This window comes from Pseudoalteromonas sp. S2755, from assembly GCF_005886535.1.
Classification (GTDB): Bacteria; Pseudomonadota; Gammaproteobacteria; order Enterobacterales; family Alteromonadaceae; genus Pseudoalteromonas.
Map to the genome: position 1 here is coordinate 17,699 of NZ_PNDS01000086.1, position 19,788 is coordinate 37,486.

The window sequence follows — 19,788 nt, forward strand, 5'->3', positions numbered from 1 at the left end:
TAATGAAATTTTCCCATTTTTTCATTAAGCGCCCTATTTTTGCGGCGATGATGTCACTCGTGATATTAATTGCAGGGGCCATATCACTTTTCCAGCTTCCCGTGAGTGAGTATCCAGAGGTGGTACCGCCGACCGTTGTGGTATCTGCAACCTACCACGGCGCCAATCCAAAAGTCATTGCTGAAACCGTTGCAACGCCGCTTGAACAAGAGATCAATGGTGTTGAAAACATGCTGTATATGTTTTCTCAGGCAACCAGTGATGGCCGTTTAACGCTTACCGTGACTTTTGCACTTGGTACTGACTTGGACCGTGCCCAAGTTCAAGTACAAAACCGTGTAAATAGCGCTATTCCAAGATTACCGCAAGAAGTACAACGCTTAGGGGTTGTGGCTGAGAAGGCGTCACCAGATCTCACTATGGTGGTGCACTTGGTATCGCCACGTGGCTCGCATGATACAAGCTACCTCTCAAACTATGCTGATATTTATGTCAAAGATCAGATAGCACGCTTGCCAGGCGTTGGTGATGTAAAGCTATTCGGCGGCGGTAAGTACGCGTTGCGGATATGGCTAAACCCCGAGCAATTGGCTGAAAGAAGCTTAACCGCAAGCGATGTGGTTCGTGCAATCCAACAACAAAACCGCCAAGTAGCAGCTGGCTCTTTGGGTGCTCAACCCACAACGAATGAAAATCAATTCCAAATTCTGTTAAACGTTAAAGGTCGTTTGGCAGATACCAGTGAATTTGACAATATTATTGTTAGCGTATCGAGCGATGGCGCGATCACTAGACTCAAAGATATTGGTCGAGTTGAACTTGGACAAGATAACTACGCGTTAAGAGCTTTGCTAGATGGAAACGAAGCGGTGGCAATGCCGATTTTCCAGCGTCCTGGTTCTAATGCGATAGAGCTGTCGGATCAGGTGCGTGAAACCATGAAAGAGTTATCGACTCGTTTTCCTGAAGGGGTTGAATACGATATTGTTTACGATCCGACAATTTTTGTTCGCGGCTCAATCGATGCGGTAATTTCGACATTATTAGAAGCCATTGTCCTTGTGGTATTAGTCGTTATCTTATTCTTGCAAACATGGCGCGCTTCTATTATTCCGCTGGTGGCAGTGCCTGTATCGTTGGTTGGTACCTTTGCTGCAATGCAGTGGCTCGGTGTCTCTATCAATACTTTGTCGTTGTTTGGTTTGGTTCTAGCAATCGGTATCGTGGTCGATGACGCCATCGTCGTGGTTGAAAACGTTGAGCGTAATATTGAAAACGGTCTTGCGCCCTTCGAGGCCACTAAACAAGCGATGTCAGAGGTGACAGGCCCTATTATAGCGATTGCGTTGGTGCTTTGTGCGGTGTTTATTCCAACTGCATTTATTACCGGATTGTCAGGCCAGTTTTACAAACAGTTTGCCCTTACGATCACGATTTCGACGCTGATCTCGGCATTTAACTCATTAACATTATCACCAGCGCTAGCTGCACTACTGTTAAAGCCGCACGGTGCTAAACCAGACAAACTCACAATGGTATTAGATAAATTGTTTGGTCAGTGGCTATTCAAACCGTTTAATCGCTTTTTTGATAAGGCAGCTCACGGCTATGTCGGACTGGTAAAGAAGCTTATTAGACTGAGCACCATTGTGTTGGTGGTCTATTTAGGGTTAATTTTTGCTACCACTAAGTTGTTTAGCACAATTCCTGGTGGCTTTATTCCACAGCAGGACAAACAGTATCTTGTTGCGATTGCGCAACTGCCAGACGCTGCGAGTTTGGATAGAACAGAAGCCGTAGTACGTGAGATGGAACAAATTGCACTACAGACATCAGGTGTTTTACATTCCGTGTCTTTCCCTGGGCTTTCAGTAAATGGCTTCACCAACAGTCCAAATAGCGGGATTGTATTTGTTGCCCTAGACAAATTTGAAAATCGCACATCGCCTGAGTTGTATGCGTCCTCAATCGCTGCGCAGCTTAATCAAAAGTTTGCCATCATAGATGAAGCGTTTGTCGCGGTGTTCCCACCGCCACCAATTCAAGGCTTAGGCACGACTGGTGGTTTTAAACTGCAAATTGAAGATAGAGCAAACCTTGGCTTTGAGAAACTATTCTCGGATTTACAAGCAGTGATAGCAAAAGCGCAGCAACAACCGGAGCTAATGGGACTGTACTCAAGCTTTAGGATCCAAGTACCACAAATGGACATTGATATCGACCGTGAGCAAGCAATGGTACAAGGTGTATCGCTCGAGGAGGTGTTTAATGCATTACAGATCTATTTAGGTTCAATGTACGTCAATGACTTTAACTTATTTGGCCGCACTTATCAGGTCACCGCTCAGGCTGACGCTAACTTTCGCTCAGATCCTGCACAAATTTTGTCGTATAAAGTAAGAAACAACTATGGTCAAATGGTGCCACTTGGCGCGGTACTTAAAGTCACGCCGACAACGGGACCTGACCGTGTGATGCATTATAACGGGTATCCTACTGCCGAGCTAAATGGCAGCCCTGCGCCCGGCTACTCTTCGGATCAAGCGCAAATGGCAATTGAAGCGGTGCTAAATGAAACGCTTAGCGAAGGCATGGCATTTGAGTGGACTGAAGTCACCTATCAGCAGATCCTCGCGGGTAACGTGATGGTGTATATCTTCCCACTGGTTGTACTCTTGGTGTTTATGGTTTTGGCATCGCAATACGAAAGCCTAAAGCTACCCTTTGCAATCATCCTCATTGTACCAATGACCATACTGTCAGCGTTAGTTGGGGTGTGGCTAACAGGGGGTGACAATAATATTTTTACCCAGATTGCACTTATCGTTTTGGTTGCTTTGGCGTGTAAAAATGCAATCCTAATGGTGGAATTTGCTAAAGAAGAATACGAGCAAGGCAAGACTAATTTGGAGTCAATTATCGAGGCATGTAAACTACGGTTACGCCCTATTTTGATGACGTCGATTGCCTTCACCGCAGGGGTTGTACCTCTGGTACTTGCAACTGGTGCGGGTGCTGAAATGCGCGAAACCATGGGCATTGCAGTATTTTCAGGGATGATTGGGGTTACCTTATTTGGTCTATTGTTTACGCCTATTTTCTTTATGGCGATGACTAAGCGATTATACACACCAAAAATACGCAAAGCACAGAGTCCCCCTAATACTATTCCTGTAAAGGAATAATTATGTAATCATGTTTTAAGGCCCATTGGGCCTTTTTTATGCTGCTTTTTATTGCCTTGTAACCGCACTATTCACCTTAACTTCATCCGTTTACGATAGATTATCAGATACCGTCTTTTTCTCGCCGGAGTCTGTTTATGAAATCTCAAATTGCCTTTGCTGTTTTAATTGCTGCTGTTCTTAGTGCGTGTGGCGAGGACATATCAAATCGTAAAGTTGAGCTTAGTGAAACACTTAGTCGCTATCAATGCGATAATAATTCGGTGATAAAGGTTGACTACAACGACAGTGATAAGGCAACTATCCATTTTAACGAACAGGTGGTTAAGATGAAAATTGCTCGTTCAGCCAGCGGCGCAAAATATCAGGGTGATGGGTTTGTGTGGTGGACAAAAAATGACGAAGGTATGTTGCTTAGACAGGAAGAAGATAAAAACAACCGCATCATCGCGCGTTGCGAGATGCGGCCCAATGAAGCCTTAACAGTGAAGGCACAATCAAACTGATTATAAATGCTCGTCTCAGTAGGCAACGTCACTTATATATAGAATTAGGATGTCTTATATCGACAACTTTTCAGGTGTAGCTAAAGTACTTTTTACAAACTCAATGGCAGCGCTTACATCAGCAAATAAAACTTGATCTAATGGCTCAGGCATACCAATTTCTTTGCGCATTTTTTCAGTCTGACTTTTCGCAATTGCCGACTTCAATACATATGCAGCACTAACACAGCCTAACTGCAAACAGCGTTTTGCTGTCTTTACCAGTAACTTGTAAGCTTCTGGTGTCGCAGCTATGGCCTTTTCCGAATAACTTACGTAACCCCATGTCGAAGAATGAATCTCAGCTCGACACTGTTCTAATGCCCTAGAAAAATAATGGATCATAGATTCATTGATATTTCCTTCGAAACAGGCAAAGAGGATATTTTGCTCGGTCCAGAGGGTTACTTTCCCGCACCGAGTTTGATAACTATATTTTGACATTAATCCTTATCCAGCTCCTTTCGAAGAGTGAATTATACATCAGCACGACAAGGTTAAAAAAGAGCAAGTGCTACTTTTTTAACCTAAATTGTATCTAAAACTTATGGTTCAGCAAGTTGCTGTTTCGCTGCCTCAGACTCTTCTTTTAAGTAGTTATTAAATGACAAGCCTAAAAACTGCGGTAAAGTTGCGCTAATTGCCAATGAAGACAAAGTACCGATGAGAATGCCACAACACAACGCCATGGCAAAACTATTAAGTCCTGCGCCGCCTAACCACCATATCGCTAACACTGTTGTGAGCGTCGTTAATGAGGTGATAAGCGTGCGGCTCATTGAATCCTTTATCGCTTGGTCTATGATATTGCCCACGGGACTGGTTTTCCACTGCTCTTCGAACAAAAGCTCCCTAACTCTGTCACCGATGACAATCGAATCGTTGAGTGAGTAACCGATAATCGCCAGCAGCGCTGCAAGCACAGTTAAGTCAAACTCTACTTGCGTTATTGCAAACAAGCCAAGCGTCACAATCACATCGTGAAAAAGCGCGATACTTGCGGAGACAGCCAAGCGCCACTCAAATCTAAACGCCAAGTAAATCAATATACTAATTAATGCGAATATGCCTGCAAGGCCACCTTGCTCAATTAACTCATTACCCACCTGCGCACCAAGATAACTGGCGTCTAACACACTTGCTTGCCATTGTGTTTCAAGTCCTTCGATCCACTGTTTAACGTGTGTTTCATCGGTGGACTGAGGAGTTTGGAAAACTCGCCAGCTACCATCGTTTTGTAGAGAGATTCGCGCGTTTTGAACACCAAGCTCAGCTAGCTTTTTTTGCATTTCTACATGGCTTTTTTGCTTGGGTAAGTCGATAACCGTAACGTAACCGCCGGTAAAGTCTTGACCTAATACAATGCCTTGTTGGGTGATGGCTATGAGACTTGCAAGGACAAGTAACAATCCAGAAATTAGCCCGACGAATCTTGCTTTTTGCGTTTTACTTGTCATTTTACTTTACGCCTTTACGTGATTTTGAATAAAGAGATTCTGATAACATGCCGGAGACAACCACACCGGCGAAAATACTGGTTACTATGCCCAGCGCCAAAGTGATCGCAAACCCTTTTACTGGTCCATAACCGATACCAAGTAGGATAAGCGCAGTTATCATCGTGGTTAAGTTAGCATCGATAATACTCGACATGGCTTGTTGATAACCTTGCTTTAATGCAGTAGCCATCCCAATGCCTTTACGCCTTAATTCGCGAACTCGCTCAAAAATAATAACATTGGTGTCGACCGCCATACCGATAGTTAAAACTAGGCCCGCAATGCCGGGTAAGGTAAGCACAACACCAGGAAGCAGCGACATTAATCCTATCAGGCAGACTAAGTTCACCAGTAATGAGGTAATGGCCACTGCGCCTAGTTTGCGATACCACACTGCCATAAACAGTAAAGTTAGGCTCAACCCTAATGCCAATGCTTTAAAGCCACTTTCAATATTCTTTTCACCCAATGAAGGACCAATGGTTTGCTCTTTGACGATAGTGATTGGTGCATCAAGAGAACCTGCCCGCAGTAATAGCGCTAATTCCTGCGCGTGTTCCATTGACTGCATATTGGTAATACTAAATTGAGTATTTAATACTTGTTGAATAGTGGCGACTGAAATCACTTCGGTGTTGCGCTTAATCTCTCCTTTTGTATCTGCGTAATATTCGCTGAATACGGTGGCCATTGGTTTTCCAACATTGTTTCTAGAAAATCGGTTTATCTTTTCACCACCTTGAGAAGATAAAAATAGTTGCACTAAAGGTTTTCCGTATTCGTCTCGTCCTCCGGTTGCAGACTCAATTTCATCCCCGCCAAAAATAGCAACTGGGTCGATAGAAACCAAAGCGCCAGATTTATCCTTTAATTTTTGACCTCCCACTTCCTGTAATGCATGAAAAGAAAGCTTTGCTGTTGCACCGATAATACGTTTGGCTTGTTCTGGGTCTTGCACGCCAGGTAATTCAATTCGTATATAATTAGTGCCTTGACGTTGCGTAACCGCTTCTGTGATCCCGAGTTCTTCAATACGCGAACGTAAAGTTGACAGTGCTTGGGTCATTAACTGCTTATCGAACTCTGCTTTTTTCTCTTCGGCAAAACGGAAGTTCACTTTCGTTAAACTACCTTGCTTATGAGTTGTACTGGCAAATTGTGGATAAAGGTCGCGCAGTGTCGCCGTGATCGCAACGAGTTCATTTTGCCCTTGCGCTTTTGCGATGATCTCAACCTGCTCCCCATTGATAACTTGAGGAATAGATAGGTTACGATAACGATTTTTGATCCGTAAGCTATTGGCTTCGTCTGCGAGTGACTGCAGTTTATTTTGTTCCGCTTGTTCTGTGTCAACCCTGAGTACGAACAACACGCCGCCGTCCAAGTCGAGTCCAAGCTTAATCGGTTTGAGTCCAGTGGCTTCTAACCACTGCGGCATCGTTGAAGCACTAACTACCTTAACATTTAGCTTGGAGTAAGAATCTGCCATATACGCACGTGCCTCGGCGGTTAGCGTGCGGTTTTTAAGTTCAACCAAATAGCCCTCTTGATGAGACTCTATTTGCTTGATTTTGAATCCTTCTCCTTCTAACTGAGATTTAAGCTCAGGCAGCGACAGAGACAGAACCTCGTTACTACTTGCTTGAATTTGAATCAAATTCTTATTGGGATACACGTTTGGTAGTGCACAAAGGATCAACAAGAACACAATAAGCGCAGTAAAAAAGCGCTTTGCACGCGCGTTGGTACCACGAGGGGTTGATGGCCTCGTTGACGAATTTATATCTTTCATATTTTTCTCATTATCTATCTGAGCGATACCGATTTACTAACGAATACTGGTCATACAGACGTTAGGGTGCTGGTATCAAAAACTACTATTTAGGTGGTCTATTGGTAGTAGATAATGATTAAGAGGCGAAGTTGAGGCTGCCTTTGAAGGTTAAGTTTGCCGGCTTACAGTTGTCGATAAAGCCATTATTTGGCCGAGTATCACACATATACCAAGGTACAGGTTTAGGTCTATTGATGTCATAGACTGAGGCCGGTACATATTTTTCTGCTGCAAGCTCAAATACAAGCGCATATTCGGCTTGTTGTTTAGGATGCAGAAAATAACTAGGGTGACTAGTACGCTCACGTTCCGGCAATAAGCCCTTTTCGTGATGCGTGGTTTCACCACTGAGCTTTATTGGACTCGCAGGACTTGGCTTACTGGGTAACTGATTGGAGTCAGCGGGGCCCTTTTGGGTGATGTTTTCGAAGCTTGTGCTATTCGTATCGGAAGTATGGGATAAGTGAGTATCAGGCGTTCCTGTCGCGCACGCAGCAGCCACCCATAACAACATGAGTAATGACATAACGGCGAAAAAGTGAAAACGCTTCATGAAAACTGATTAAACAACTTATTAGATAAAAATACGAGATTGGGGTGATAGTAGCAAATTCAAGATAGCGCTATCAATTATAATGAATATGAGAGGCATAAAAAAACCTCCGACTTGGGAGGTTTTTCTCGTCCAGCGAGTGGATTAAGGATTTACTTGGTCTTTTAGGCCTTTACCTGCTTTGAACGAAGGAATGTTCGCAGCTGGGATTTGGATTTCAGCGCCAGTTTGTGGGTTACGACCAGTACGCGCAGCGCGTTCTTTTACTGAGAATGTGCCAAAACCAACTAAAGCAACAGAACCGCCATCTTTTAGTGTGTTAGTTACTGCGCCAGTAAACGCTTCTAAAGCACGAGTTGCCGCTGCTTTTGAAATCTCTGCGTCTGCCGCCATCTTTTCAACTAGTTGAGCTTTATTCATTATTAGATTCCTATAACTTTATAATTTGCCTAAGCAAAACCTATGTTTATGCATTTTGCGTTTATGTGCAACCCCAAAATTGCGAAATTCGACGAAATATTTATTATTTTATTGTGTTTCGCCCCGGATCCTGTGGGTTTGTAATCAAACGCTATCAATTTGCTGGCGACTGCGCAAGCTTTGTACCCCATAAAATGCGATTAAAACTCACTATCAGGTAGAACCCCACACTCCACAGTGCGCCAAATGCTGGCCAAAAAATGTACCAAGGCATTGAGATAGAAACTACATCAAAATTAGCAGCACCAAGATAGCTAGGTGGCGCGCAGACCAAAAATACCACTAATAATATCGGCGCTTTGAGGGTTAACAGTTTGGAAAGTGCATTATTTACTGTCAGCACCAATGCTATCCACAAAACCCAGAGCCAAAGCGGAAGTAATTCACTACCTTGGTAACTAATAAGCTGGGTTTTGACCGCAATTAATTCAATGCCCATTCCTATGGTGGAGCCCACGAGCGCGAGCACCAAATTGAGGCGCTTATTTTGGTGACCCGCGAGCATAACCAGACAGCCAACTAACATAAACCAAAGCGCGTCTGCTTGAAAAAACAATGCTGCAAACCAAATACTTTGGAAAAGTAGCGCGTTAGTAATCCAATGTTTGAGTACAGACATTTGACTGGTATCTTGGTTTTCTTGCGACTAAATGTACGGCACTGGTTGCTCTTTGTTTGAACGCCCCTTCGCAGTAGCATAAATAAAACTGCCAAAGGCGATAAAAGCGCTCATCGAAACGTTTACCATCAAGGGAAGGCCATGCTTTTTCAAACCGAACACGCCAATCGTATAGCGTTCTGGCATAGTGCAGACCGATATCATGGAGTTCATGGATAACCATATCAGTGGAATTTACGATTTGCTTGCTCATTTCACTCACCGAAGGAAGACAACCGCCGGGAAAAATGTACTGCTGAATGAAATCCGATTGCTTAAGGTAATGTTGATAACGCTGGCAGGCGATGGTAATGGCCTGAATAAGCATTGCGCCTGTCGGCTTTAGCAAGTCGTTGCATTTGGCAAAAAAGCCTGATAAATAAGCGTGTCCAACCGCTTCAATCATTTCAATGGACACCAGTTTGTCATATTGGCCGTCCAATTCACGATAATCTTGTTTTAGTAATGTGATGTGGTGCTGCAACCCTTCTTTTTCAATCAGTGCTTTCACGTAAGCGTGCTGCTCTTCTGAAATAGTTGTCGTGGTTATATGGCAGCCGTAATTTTTTGCAGCATAAATCGCAAATGCGCCCCATCCTGTGCCAATTTCAACAACTTTGTCAGTTTGCTGAAGATCCAAGCGCTCACAGATTGCGGCTAACTTATGTTGCTGCGCTTCTTCAAGCGATGCTTCCTTTGACGGATACACTGCACTAGAGTACAGCATTTCTTCACTTAAAAATGATTCATAAAGATCATTACCAAGGTCGTAGTGGGCGACAATGTTGCGCTTTGAGCCTTGTTTTGAGTTTTTGTTTTTAAGGTGCTTTATCTTATTCGCAATGCCGGAGAAAAATGCAAACTTATTTTCAAAGGCATCCAGCTGAGCTTGGTTTAGGACGAAGATCTCAATCAGTTTGGTTAAATCCGAACAACTCCAGTGACCAAGAATGTATGACTCACCAGCTCCGACGCTGCCGCCAAGTGCAAACTGCTTATACATTTGCGCTGAATGAACATGAATATCAACACTTAAACTTGTTTCTGACTCACCAAAACAGTATTTTTGGTCGCCTTCGACAAGTACCACTTTTCCGATTTCTAAGGTATTCAACGCGCCAAAGACGAGCTTTTTGTACAATCTATCGAATGTAGAAAGCGAAATTGATGAGGATATTGTCGTGGTATTTTCCATCTTATACTCTTCCGGGATGCCCAACAAAAGGCACTTTTTTTAAAAATAACTTCAACGCTTGCCAGTAGATACCTTTAGCTATGCTCCATGTCATTACAGGAAACCGCCTGAGCAACTGATTTATATTTGCTTCATTGAGTTCCTGCTTTTTGAGCGTCATCGTGGCATCAAATAGCAATTCGTCACCTTTTCTATTTTCAATATGGATTAGCGTATTATCACCGGGTGGCCTCACTTTCCAATGGTAGTGCATATCCAAATTCATAAAAGGTGATACGTGAAATTGCTTTTTAAAGTTCACTTCTTTATTTAATTCAACTAAATAAAAATAACGCTCATTCCAAGGCGTGTTACTGACTTCTGCGAGCATATGGCTAAAACCAGCCTCCTTCTCGTCTTCAAAAAAATAGAAATTAACCGGGCTGAAGTAAAAGCCTAAACAGCGTATTTGCGCCATTAAATATACTTTTGTTTGTGAAGAAACCGGTTTGCCAAGCGCATTTGACTTAGCACGTGCGCGCTCAACTAAGCTTTCGCCTTCTGTGAGGATATAGTCAGCTTGATTGAATTTAAGCAGTTTTAAGCCGGATGTACCAAACTTTGACGAAATACTATTGAGTGCATCGAGCTCACTTAAATCTAGCCACATCATATACATGGGGTAAGAAAAAGCATGCCTGGCATGGGCGAATCGCCGATGCCGAACTCTGCCAACCAGTATTGCACTGTTCAAAATGAGATACCCAATTGCTCGGCCACATCTACCGCACTTTTTACCCCATCTTCATGAAAACCGTTGAACCAGTACGCACCACAAAAATAACTATGGTGTTTGCCATCAATATCGGCTTTACGTTTTTGGGCCGCAATGCTGGTGGTATTGAAAACCGGATGGTGATAGACAAAGCGGCGGATCACTTTGTCTTCAGCTATCCCTTCATCATGATTTAACGTGACACAGTATTGATGTTTGGCATCAAGCCCCTGCAGTATGTTCATTTGGTAGGTGACAACAGCGGCTTTGTCCGTCGCTTCGTTTAATAAATAGTTCCAACTGGCCCACGCCAGAGGACGCTTTGGCAATAAACGGGTGTCTGTGTGTAGCACCACAGAGTTTGCAGTATAAGGGATAGCACCAAGTATCGCTTGTTCATCACTCGATGGGGTATTTAGTAATGCTAAAGCCTGATCACTATGACATGCAAAGACGACTTTATCGAAGTACTCATTACTACCATCTTTGAAGACGATGGTTACACCTGACTCATCACGAACCACGGTCTTAATGTCAGCATTAAGCACAATACTGTCTTTAAATTTTGCCACTAGTGGTTGAATGTATTCTCTTGAACCACCTGGGATAACATACCATTGAGGGCGATTTGCGATGTCCAAGAGCCCATGGTTGAAGAAAAACTGGACAAAGAATTTAGCTTCAAAATCGAGCATTTCTTTAATACTCGTTGACCAGATAGCTGCGCCCATCGGCAAGATGTAGTGCAGCTTAAAAAACTCATTAAATTGGTGTTGCTGTAACAACTTGCCAAGCGTTTCAACACCTAGATAGTCGTCTTTTTCATACAATGACTTACAAAGACCGTTAAAGCGCACAATATCCTTTAGCAATCGCCAAAAGGTTGGTCTCAATAAGTTACGCTTTTGTGCAAATAACGTGCGGAGTGAATGGCCATTGTACTCAAACTTAGATTGACTGTTGTGAACACTAAAGCTCATTTCGGTTTCTTGGCGATTAACACCAATTTCAGCCAGTAGTTTTTCAAAGTTTGGATAGGTTCTGTCGTTAAATACGATAAAGCCGGTATCAACTGAGCGCTTTTCACCTTGGTATTCAACATCAATAGTTGCCGTATGTCCGCCAATATAATCATTTTTTTCAAAGACTTTTACGTCATGTTGACGACTTAACAGGTATGCTGCGGTCATACCTGAAATACCGCTTCCAATTATTGCAATCTTAGCCACGGGCTATCCTTTTTGCGAGAGGTAACCACAACGAAAATGGCAGTAACCTGAGAAGTTTTAAAAATAGGGTAAATCTCTTTGGGAAATGTATTTCCTTGCTACGTTTTTCTATTCCTTTGCTAATGTAACCAACGGCCTCATCGACACTGACAATAAATGGCATCGGAAAGTCGTTTTTATCTGTCAACGGCGTTTCTACAAATCCTGGGTGAACTAAGGTCACATCAATGTTTTTTAATGTCGCGGTCAGGGTGCGCGCTAAATAGCTGACAGCCGCTTTCGAAGCACCATACGCTTCGGCACGAGGTAAAGGTAAAAAAGCACTGCTGGAACTTATGATACAAAGGTGACCGCCAGTTTTCATTTTTGGCAGCAATACGTCTAGGCAGTGTCCAATTGAGATGACGTTGATATTCATTACTCGTTCGAATAAATGGCCGTCGAATTGATTAGGGTTATCAATATACTCACAACCACCTGCGTTGAGGATCACAAGATCTAAGCTATCAATATCTTTGAGATTATCTTCTATCTCATCGCGATTCGTTAAATCAAATGCTTTGCTCCTAGCACCTACGCTGTTTTCTAATTCGCCTAACACTTCTTGGTTGCGACCACAAGCAGTTACGTGGTGTGACTGTTTTGCATAAAATTCAGCAAGGCCTTTACCTATTCCTGATGTTGCGCCAGTAATTAAAATGTTACTCATGCCGAGATCCTTTTATCTAATAGCCGAATAATACCACCAAGTAGTGGGACTTGGCGGTACAGCATTTGCGCACTGTCAAAGTAATCCCGATGTTGCGCTACTTTTTCGCCAATAAAACTCAAACGACTATGACCCTCAACTTCTATGAGTTTACCCCCGTTTAGCTTGGGGTGTTGATAGGACATAGTCCAGTAGATAAAGCTGATGTCATCAACCTGATAGGCGTTCGTAACGAGAAATTCGATTTCAGAGATATTTTCATATAACCCCTGAAAATAACTAGTTAGCGAATCAAGCCCTTGAATTTTATGAAAAGGGTCTACGAAACTGATGTCCTCAGTGTAGATTGAAGCCAATTTACCGAGGCAGTATTTGTCTATTTCGTTATAAATTGCCACGAATCGCTGCGTTCTGTGATCCATACCTATTTAAACCTTAAATGCGTCAAGTGCTCTTGCCCTTGCCTCTTTGTGATCAACCAGCGGCTCTACATAGACGTCCTTTCCACCAAATGCCGCTAAATAGTCATGGGGAAAATGAATATGTTTTGCTGGAACATTTTTTAATTCAGGCACATATGTACGAATAAAGGAACCATCGGGATCAAACTTTTCGCTCTGTTTGATGGGATTGAAAATACGAAAATAAGGCTGCGCGTCACATCCCGTACTTGCAGCCCACTGCCAGCCACCATTGTTACTGGCAAGGTCTCCATCAATTAATTTAGACATAAAATAGGCTTCGCCTTTACGCCAATCGATGAGCAAGTGTTTGGTTAAAAAGCTGGCAACAATCATGCGTAGTCGATTGTGCATCCAGCCGGTTTTGTTGAGCTGACGCATTGCCGCATCGACAATCGGGTAGCCAGTTTGACCATTACACCACCGTTCAAATGCTTGGCTGTCGTTACGCCACCTAACTGCGTTATATTTATCATTGAAATTAAAGCCCTTGCATAAACGGGGGAAAGCGACGATAAGATGGCGATAAAACTCACGCCAAATGAGCTCGTTCACCCAACAAAACTCTGGCTTACTTGGGTTTTCAAGCACTTCAGGGTAATGAAGTTGGATCTGTGCGATGAGCTGCTTGGGCGACACAATGCCTAATGCCAAGTATGGACTGAGCCCCGAAGTTCCTTTGATTGCAGGGAAATCACGGTCATCTTGGTAGTCTGCTAGTTTGTCCTTAATAAAACGATTTACAATCGTGACAATGGCATTATCATCCACTGGCCACTTTTCAGATCCATTGGTCATCTCGAAAAAAGTTGGCTTTTTGAAGTTTGCTTCATGTTGTTTGTCCAATGGCCAGCTAGAGAAGTGAAATTGCTGCCCCACAAAACGCTTTAACCATGCTTTTTTAAAGGGGGTAAACACCTTGAACATCTCACCGGAGCCCGTAAGCACAGAGCCCGGTTTGGCAACGAGATCGCCATCCAATAATTTTAACGAGATCACAGTTTCACACGCTTCATCGCGGGCCACTTCATTTACTTCGTACTCTTTATTTGCATATAAGCAATCAATGCCTTTATCGTCACAAACAACTTGAAGCTGCGCTGGCAGCTCAGCGAATGTGCTCGCTTCAATAATATGTAGCGTAATGCCAAATTCACTAAGCTGGCTGCCAAGCTCAAGTAATCTGCGCTCAAGTAGGTCGAGTTGAATACTGGCTACGTTGTGTGACTGCCACTGTGACTTGCAATAAAAAAAGAGCGCATCGCGTGCGCCCTCATTTACGGCTTCAATCAAAGCCTCGTTGCCGTAAACCCTGAGATCACGGCGAAACCAAAAAGCTGTTTTCATAATTAAATTCCGAATCTTAAACGCAGTTCGTTGGGGTACGGATCAAAGTACACTTGGCTTTGCAAATATTCTTTAGGATGTACGGTAAGGTGATGCTTGAGCAAGGTCAATGGTACATATAAAGGTACAATACCTTTGCGATACTGATCTATTGCGTTGCACATCTCTTGCTTCTCGATGCTCGAAAGCTCGTTCTTAAAATATCCCTGTAGATGCGTTAACGTGTTTGCTTGGTTTTTGCGATTGGCAGGCTTGCTCAGTGCTGACATCAAACCACTGATGTATTTTTGTTTCAGCATCTCTCTGTCAAACTGCTTGCCATCACCAAGTAGACGCCCTAAATCTTTATAGGCTTGGTAATTATGGCTCATCAACAGATATTTGTGCTTGGCATGAAAATTCGTCAGCTCGTGTAGACCGATGTTCTCGGATTGAGTCAGTTCTTGCCAACTTTTATAGACAAATACCCGCATTACGAAGTTTTCTCTTAGGTGCATGTCGTTCAACCTACCATTTTCCTCGCAAGGTAAAAGCGGATTGTGCTTTATAATTTGCTCAGCAAAAATACCAATACCTTCTGATGTATTACCAGTTCCTGCTTCGTTATAAACTTTAACACGCTCCATTCCGCAGCTTGGACTTTTGGCGCAAAATACGAACCCGGAGAGGCTTTGTGTCTGAGAAGTCGCAACCTTTTCGCCAAACTCCTTAAGCTTTGGTGCGACATCTTCTTTACCGTCGGGACGACTAACTTTGATAATGTCGCCTACACGGATCTGCCTGATGGTTGGTCTTGGAATTGGCAAGCCTATCGCAACTTCCGGACAAAAGCGCACATACTCAACATGTTCAGAGAATTCATCCATACAAAAGTTTGAACGCTTGTGGCCTGAGTCAAACCGCACTTTATCTCCAGCCAAACACGCGCTAATGCCAATTTTTATTGGTGATGAAAATTTCATTTCGCAACTATTCCTTTAATAAATCAACTTACCAATTGGGTTTAACAGCTTACTTAACCCTTTATTAAAGTGTAGTGCACTGCTCACAACGGTAAAGCACAGGCAGCCTTCTTTTGTGCGCGGAGAATGATTATGTTTGACGTCTTGCCAGATAAAGTCGCCTGGTACGTATTCCCCAGCTTCGTCTGCAAAATCGCCGTCAAGTAACAAGGTGATTTCAAAGCCTGTGTGAGTGTGCTCTGGAATTTCCCCTTCCGCTCCGATTTGTAGAAGACTTGATCGTAAGTCGCCGTCTTCTAATAATAATCGAGAGCGGGCGATTTTGCCTACACCTGAAAATTTGGTGCGATCGATATTCGCAATAGCCCTAGGTAATTGAACATCCCTACCCTGATAGTTAAATGTGGGTTGAATATATTCTTTAACTTCGTCAATTTCATCATCCTGCGTTATCGCTTGCATCATTGCCTCAAAATCACAGCTTAGTGAAGAGTCGCTGCCTCCTCCAAGCTGAACATTCGCCTCTTGCGCTTCGAGCTGTTGAGTCTTTTTCTGGCAACAAGGACACATTTCGACATGTGCTGCAATTGCGACACTGATACTTGCAGGCAAATTACCTTCAACAAATTGGCTTAATAATGAATCATTAGGGTGATGCTTAATCATGCCTGATCTCCCATTTCTGCGCGAAGTTTTTGTAAAGCAAGTCGTAAACGTGACTTAACTGTCCCGACAGGTATATTTAAGTGCTCTGCCAATTGTTCTTGCGACATTTCTTGAAAGTATACGCCTTTTACTATGTCTCGTTGTGCTGGCGGCAACTTATTGATGTACTTTTGAATTTGCGCCGTTTGCAAGTGATCTTGAAAACCATCGTCGTCAGCCTGAGAGTCTTGAATTATCGGCCAGATGTCCTCACTGATATGTTCTTCTTTATTACTCTTCATTTTACGCAGTGCATCGAACGACGCATTACGCATTACGGTATAGATCCACGTTGTGGCTGCGCCTTTATCATGATGATAAAGGTGGGCTTTACGCCACACTGACGTCATCGTGTCTTGCACCAGCTCCATCGCTTGGGCATCGTTTCCAAATTGTTTCACACCAAAGCGCCTGATTTTTGGCGCAAAGTACTCAAACAAGAAAGCAAAAGATTTGCGATCTCGTTTTTCTGCAACCTTAACTAAAGCGTCTGATAACGCTTGAGAGGGAGTTTCTTGCACTGCTTTGCGAGTTCCTGACTGAACGTTGCAATCGGTAGATTGCTGTTGGCCTAACATAGCTCACCTTCCAATTTATAATTATAAGCTTTAGTACGCTCGAAAACTTGGCATGGATCACTATTTTTCATCTAATACAGTATGTAAGAACTCTGCCACCTGTTCAAATGTTTGTGCTTGTTTTATTTTTAGTTTTTGGGTCATCGAGATGGGTAAGATTTCTAGCCAACGATAAGCAACCCAAAGAGGCTGAGTAAAATGCTTGTCACGGTACAAATCATCTAGGATTGGGTTGGCGATAAAAACGCTCTGAAGTTTGTGAGTAAGGGTTTCGTCAACAAGGCTAAATGCTTCTTCACTACATTGCCAAGGCGGCCCATCTATAATGTCACAATCGCCGTAGCGTAACGATTGCGAGTCTACTTCCACATTACTGATCGCAATGCGTGATAGTGCCTCAACATCAATCAGCAGCTGACCATCATCATCTTGTGAAAAGTCGACGATTTTAACGTGGACGCCTTCTTTTGACACATTGTTCGGTGAATCAGCTAAAGATGGGCATAACGCAAAACCTTGCTCTGTTTTAGCAGCCTCTTTTACCATATATAAATAGCGCTGCTCAAAGATCCGCAAGCGGGTGAACCCACCTGGAAGCAAGAATATTGGCAATGGAAATAAAGCGAGTTTCATAATTCCCGTTCAAATATACAAAAACTAACGATAATTACGACTGCTCTATTTATCTGGATCAGTTAACGCTAAATTTATGATTATTCCCAAACACAGTGTTTAGCTATCACGTTGCTATGTGAGAATGTGACGCCCTCAGCTTGCAAGCGTGACTTTTGCTCTTGAAATTTACTACTACCTGAAGGAAATGAAATACGTCGTTGGCTATTGACTACTCTGTACCAAGGTAACGTTGAACCTTGTGGTAGGTTCTTTAGTAATTGACCCACCTTTCTCGCATGTTTTGGGGAGCCTGCTAACCTCGCTATTTGCCCATATGACGCAACTTTTCCAAATGGGATACCGCCAATTACGGTGAAGACTTTTTCAGCGAGTTCTTGTTGAGGATTGCTGCTTTTCATATTGAATATTTAACTCTTTTAATTTATCCCAAAAATATCTTGCTACTGGTCCATGGTGGGAAATATGTAAACGATACGCGTGGATCTCAGCTTCAAACTCATCCTTTCTATCAAACACCCTCACTTGCTGCAAAACACCAGACTCTAATTCTTCTCTACAAAGGTCAAGGCCGATTAGGGCATAGCCCATACCTTGCAATAAGTATCTTTTTATTGCCAGTGCGTCATCGAGTTTCATGACATTGTTACTGTTTCTGTATGCCAAGCGCTCACTGTCAAACTTGAATTTACTTTCTTTCATTGCAAGAGATGGGTATTTCGCAAGCTCCGAAAAGCTAAGTTCTGGCGGCATATAGCCTGTTAATGAGACTAAACCTAATTTTACATGTCCAATCGGCATTGACTCTAGATCGCCAGTTGAATGAAAAAGATCAAACCAAGGGCCAATGCCAAGATTCGCAATTCCCTGTGTGACTTGCTCAAGTGCAAAAAAACGTTTACCACTCGAGATATTCATTTCAGTTGCGGGAAACTTAATGAAGGCATTGCCCAATACTTGATCAATCTGGTTTTGATATACGATCGGTTCGTAACAGATGTTAAAGCTTGGCTCATTACCTGCCGCGAATTCAGTCGCGAGTAATGACAAGTCTCTATGATGATTAAGCAATTTTTCGGCTTCAAAATAAAATCGACGACCTTGCTCTGTTAACACGTTGCGATATTTCTCACGCTCAAAAAGGGCAAATCCCAAAGATTGTTCTAATCTTTTAATTGATTGAGAGACCGCAGGCTGTGTCTTATGAAGCTTATTTGCCGCATCGGTGAGGCTAGGCGCTTCAACAACAGTGCAAAACGCTGCTAAGTCCGAAATCTTCATAAATAAATCTTATGCAGTATAGAATGTTTTATAATTTTTATTTTATATGTAATTCCATTATTCTGCACGCATTAAAATTGACGTTGTCATGGAGAACAATATGTTAAGAGTGTTTTCTGGAATTGTGCTGGCTACCCTATTAGTGGGTTGCCAAGAACAAGCAGAACAAGCCCCAACAGAAGCCCCTAACCGGCCGGTTAAAATTCACACGGTTTCGGATCCTAATAGCAGCACGCTTCGCAGTTTCCCTGCTGAAGTGGTGGCAAACCAAGGCTCCTATCTTGCCTTTCGTGTAAATGGTGAACTTATCGAGTTTCCAGTTCTTGCAGGCCAAGACGTGCAAAAAGGGCAATTGCTAGCAAAGCTTGATCCTGAAGATTTCAACCTACAATATGAACAACGTAAAGCCCAATTTGAACTCGCCAAATCTCAGTTATCGAGAATTAAACCGTTATTTGAAAAAGGCATAGCGACTAAAGCTGAGTTTGATAAAGCAAATGCAGATAAGCAAGTTGCGGAGTCTGCATTTAAAATTGCTAAAACGAACCTCGAATATAGTGAGCTGAGAGCGCCGTTTAGTGGTACGGTTGCCAAGGTGTTTGTCAAAAACTACGAAAACGTGGTGGCTAAGCAGAATATCCTTCGCCTTGAAACACGCGATATGATGGATGTGGTTATTCAAGTTCCTGAGCGCATCGTTGCACGTGTTGATAAAGATTCGGATTACAAACCGACCGTTGTTTTTGATGGTTACCCTAGTAAGTCTTACCCGCTTACGATTAAGGAATGGGATACGCAGGCTGACCCTGCAACCTTAACCTACAAAGTCGTATTTAGTCTTCCAATCCCTGAGGATTTTAATTTGTTCGCAGGTATGACTGGCCATGTTTATGTCGACCCAAGCAAAATTACTAACCGTGAAAATACGGCAATTATAGTACCTAACCAGGCAGTATTCTCCGATAAAAAGCAAGGTACAGAGGGAAATAGTTACGTTTGGGTATATCAAAGCGATAATCAGACCGTCACAAAACGCGAAGTCACCGTCGGTCAACTTAATCATACCGGTATTGAGGTACTTTCGGGTCTTGAACCTGGTGAAAAAATTGTTGCTGCGGGCGTGCATTACTTGCAAGAAGGCGCAAAAGTGAGACCTTGGACTAAAGAAAGAGGTCTGTAA

The 19,788-nt window shown here is 43.0% G+C and carries 21 protein-coding genes; 3 read left to right on the forward strand and 18 right to left on the reverse strand.

The window, feature by feature from the left end:
- Nucleotides 1-2: 2 nt before the first annotated feature.
- Nucleotides 3-3,185, forward strand: a complete 3,183-nt coding sequence (locus CWC03_RS15010) for an efflux RND transporter permease subunit (RefSeq protein ID WP_138582578.1) — start codon at nt 3-5, stop codon at nt 3,183-3,185.
- A 137-nt stretch (nt 3,186-3,322) separates the two neighbouring features.
- Entirely contained in the window at nt 3,323-3,691 is a 369-nt protein-coding gene (locus tag CWC03_RS15015; protein WP_138582579.1) for an MliC family protein, read from the forward strand.
- Nucleotides 3,692-3,745: 54 nt separating this feature from the next.
- Here CWC03_RS15015 and CWC03_RS15020 read toward each other — a convergent pair whose 3' ends face one another.
- From CWC03_RS15020 to CWC03_RS15105, 18 genes are all read right to left on the reverse strand, one after another.
- Entirely contained in the window at nt 3,746-4,174 is a 429-nt protein-coding gene (locus CWC03_RS15020; RefSeq protein WP_138582580.1) for a hypothetical protein, read from the reverse strand.
- 101 nt (nt 4,175-4,275) lie between these two features.
- On the reverse strand, nt 4,276-5,187 hold the full coding sequence (secF, locus tag CWC03_RS15025) for a protein translocase subunit SecF (RefSeq protein WP_138582581.1): 912 nt from the start codon (nt 5,185-5,187) through the stop codon (nt 4,276-4,278).
- Between the two features lies 1 nt (nt 5,188).
- On the reverse strand, nt 5,189-7,021 hold the full coding sequence (gene secD, locus CWC03_RS15030; RefSeq protein WP_138582582.1) for a protein translocase subunit SecD: 1,833 nt from the start codon (nt 7,019-7,021) through the stop codon (nt 5,189-5,191).
- 118 nt (nt 7,022-7,139) lie between these two features.
- Complete coding sequence (locus CWC03_RS15035) at nt 7,140-7,616, reverse strand: hypothetical protein (protein WP_138582583.1); 477 nt, start codon at nt 7,614-7,616, stop codon at nt 7,140-7,142.
- Between the two features lie 144 nt (nt 7,617-7,760).
- Nucleotides 7,761-8,036 carry an HU family DNA-binding protein gene (locus CWC03_RS15040; protein WP_010377204.1) on the reverse strand — a complete coding sequence of 92 codons (276 nt, stop codon included), beginning with the start codon at nt 8,034-8,036 and terminating at the stop codon, nt 7,761-7,763.
- 154 nt (nt 8,037-8,190) lie between these two features.
- Complete coding sequence (locus tag CWC03_RS15045; protein ID WP_138582584.1) at nt 8,191-8,715, reverse strand: DUF2878 family protein; 525 nt, start codon at nt 8,713-8,715, stop codon at nt 8,191-8,193.
- Complete coding sequence (locus tag CWC03_RS15050) at nt 8,687-9,949, reverse strand: SAM-dependent methyltransferase (protein WP_138582585.1); 1,263 nt, start codon at nt 9,947-9,949, stop codon at nt 8,687-8,689. The genes CWC03_RS15045 and CWC03_RS15050 overlap by 29 nt, the downstream gene beginning before the upstream one ends.
- A gap of 1 nt (nt 9,950) precedes the next feature.
- Entirely contained in the window at nt 9,951-10,682 is a 732-nt protein-coding gene (locus CWC03_RS15055) for a DUF1365 domain-containing protein (protein ID WP_138582586.1), read from the reverse strand.
- Entirely contained in the window at nt 10,679-11,932 is a 1,254-nt protein-coding gene (locus tag CWC03_RS15060; RefSeq protein WP_138582587.1) for an NAD(P)/FAD-dependent oxidoreductase, read from the reverse strand. Before CWC03_RS15060 ends, CWC03_RS15055 begins: the two co-directional genes overlap by 4 nt.
- On the reverse strand, nt 11,925-12,641 hold the full coding sequence (locus CWC03_RS15065; protein ID WP_138582588.1) for an SDR family NAD(P)-dependent oxidoreductase: 717 nt from the start codon (nt 12,639-12,641) through the stop codon (nt 11,925-11,927). Before CWC03_RS15065 ends, CWC03_RS15060 begins: the two co-directional genes overlap by 8 nt.
- Nucleotides 12,638-13,063 (reverse strand): nuclear transport factor 2 family protein, encoded by a 426-nt coding sequence (locus tag CWC03_RS15070; RefSeq protein WP_138582589.1) that lies wholly within the window; start codon nt 13,061-13,063, stop codon nt 12,638-12,640. Before CWC03_RS15070 ends, CWC03_RS15065 begins: the two co-directional genes overlap by 4 nt.
- A 6-nt stretch (nt 13,064-13,069) precedes the next feature.
- The gene (phrB, locus tag CWC03_RS15075; RefSeq protein WP_138582590.1) at nt 13,070-14,449 is read right to left on the reverse strand and encodes a deoxyribodipyrimidine photo-lyase; all 1,380 of its coding nucleotides are present in this window, start codon (nt 14,447-14,449) and stop codon (nt 13,070-13,072) included.
- 2 nt (nt 14,450-14,451) lie between these two features.
- Nucleotides 14,452-15,411, reverse strand: a complete 960-nt coding sequence (locus tag CWC03_RS15080; RefSeq protein ID WP_138582591.1) for a YbgA family protein — start codon at nt 15,409-15,411, stop codon at nt 14,452-14,454.
- Between the two features lie 15 nt (nt 15,412-15,426).
- Nucleotides 15,427-16,077: a ChrR family anti-sigma-E factor gene (locus tag CWC03_RS15085; RefSeq protein WP_138582592.1), complete on the reverse strand. Its 651-nt coding sequence runs from the start codon at nt 16,075-16,077 to the stop codon at nt 15,427-15,429.
- On the reverse strand, nt 16,074-16,694 hold the full coding sequence (locus CWC03_RS15090; RefSeq protein WP_138582593.1) for a sigma-70 family RNA polymerase sigma factor: 621 nt from the start codon (nt 16,692-16,694) through the stop codon (nt 16,074-16,076). The genes CWC03_RS15085 and CWC03_RS15090 overlap by 4 nt, the downstream gene beginning before the upstream one ends.
- Nucleotides 16,695-16,754: 60 nt before the next feature.
- A complete protein-coding gene (locus tag CWC03_RS15095; protein ID WP_138582594.1) occupies nt 16,755-17,327 on the reverse strand; it encodes an LON peptidase substrate-binding domain-containing protein in 573 nt (190 codons plus the stop codon).
- An 80-nt stretch (nt 17,328-17,407) separates the two neighbouring features.
- Complete coding sequence (locus tag CWC03_RS15100) at nt 17,408-17,728, reverse strand: MGMT family protein (protein ID WP_138582595.1); 321 nt, start codon at nt 17,726-17,728, stop codon at nt 17,408-17,410.
- Nucleotides 17,694-18,608, reverse strand: coding sequence for a LysR family transcriptional regulator (locus tag CWC03_RS15105; protein WP_138582596.1), 915 nt, complete (start codon nt 18,606-18,608; stop codon nt 17,694-17,696). Before CWC03_RS15105 ends, CWC03_RS15100 begins: the two co-directional genes overlap by 35 nt.
- A gap of 100 nt (nt 18,609-18,708) precedes the next feature.
- Here CWC03_RS15105 and CWC03_RS15110 point away from each other — a divergent pair, with 100 nt between their 5' ends.
- A complete protein-coding gene (locus CWC03_RS15110) occupies nt 18,709-19,788 on the forward strand; it encodes an efflux RND transporter periplasmic adaptor subunit (RefSeq protein ID WP_138582597.1) in 1,080 nt (359 codons plus the stop codon).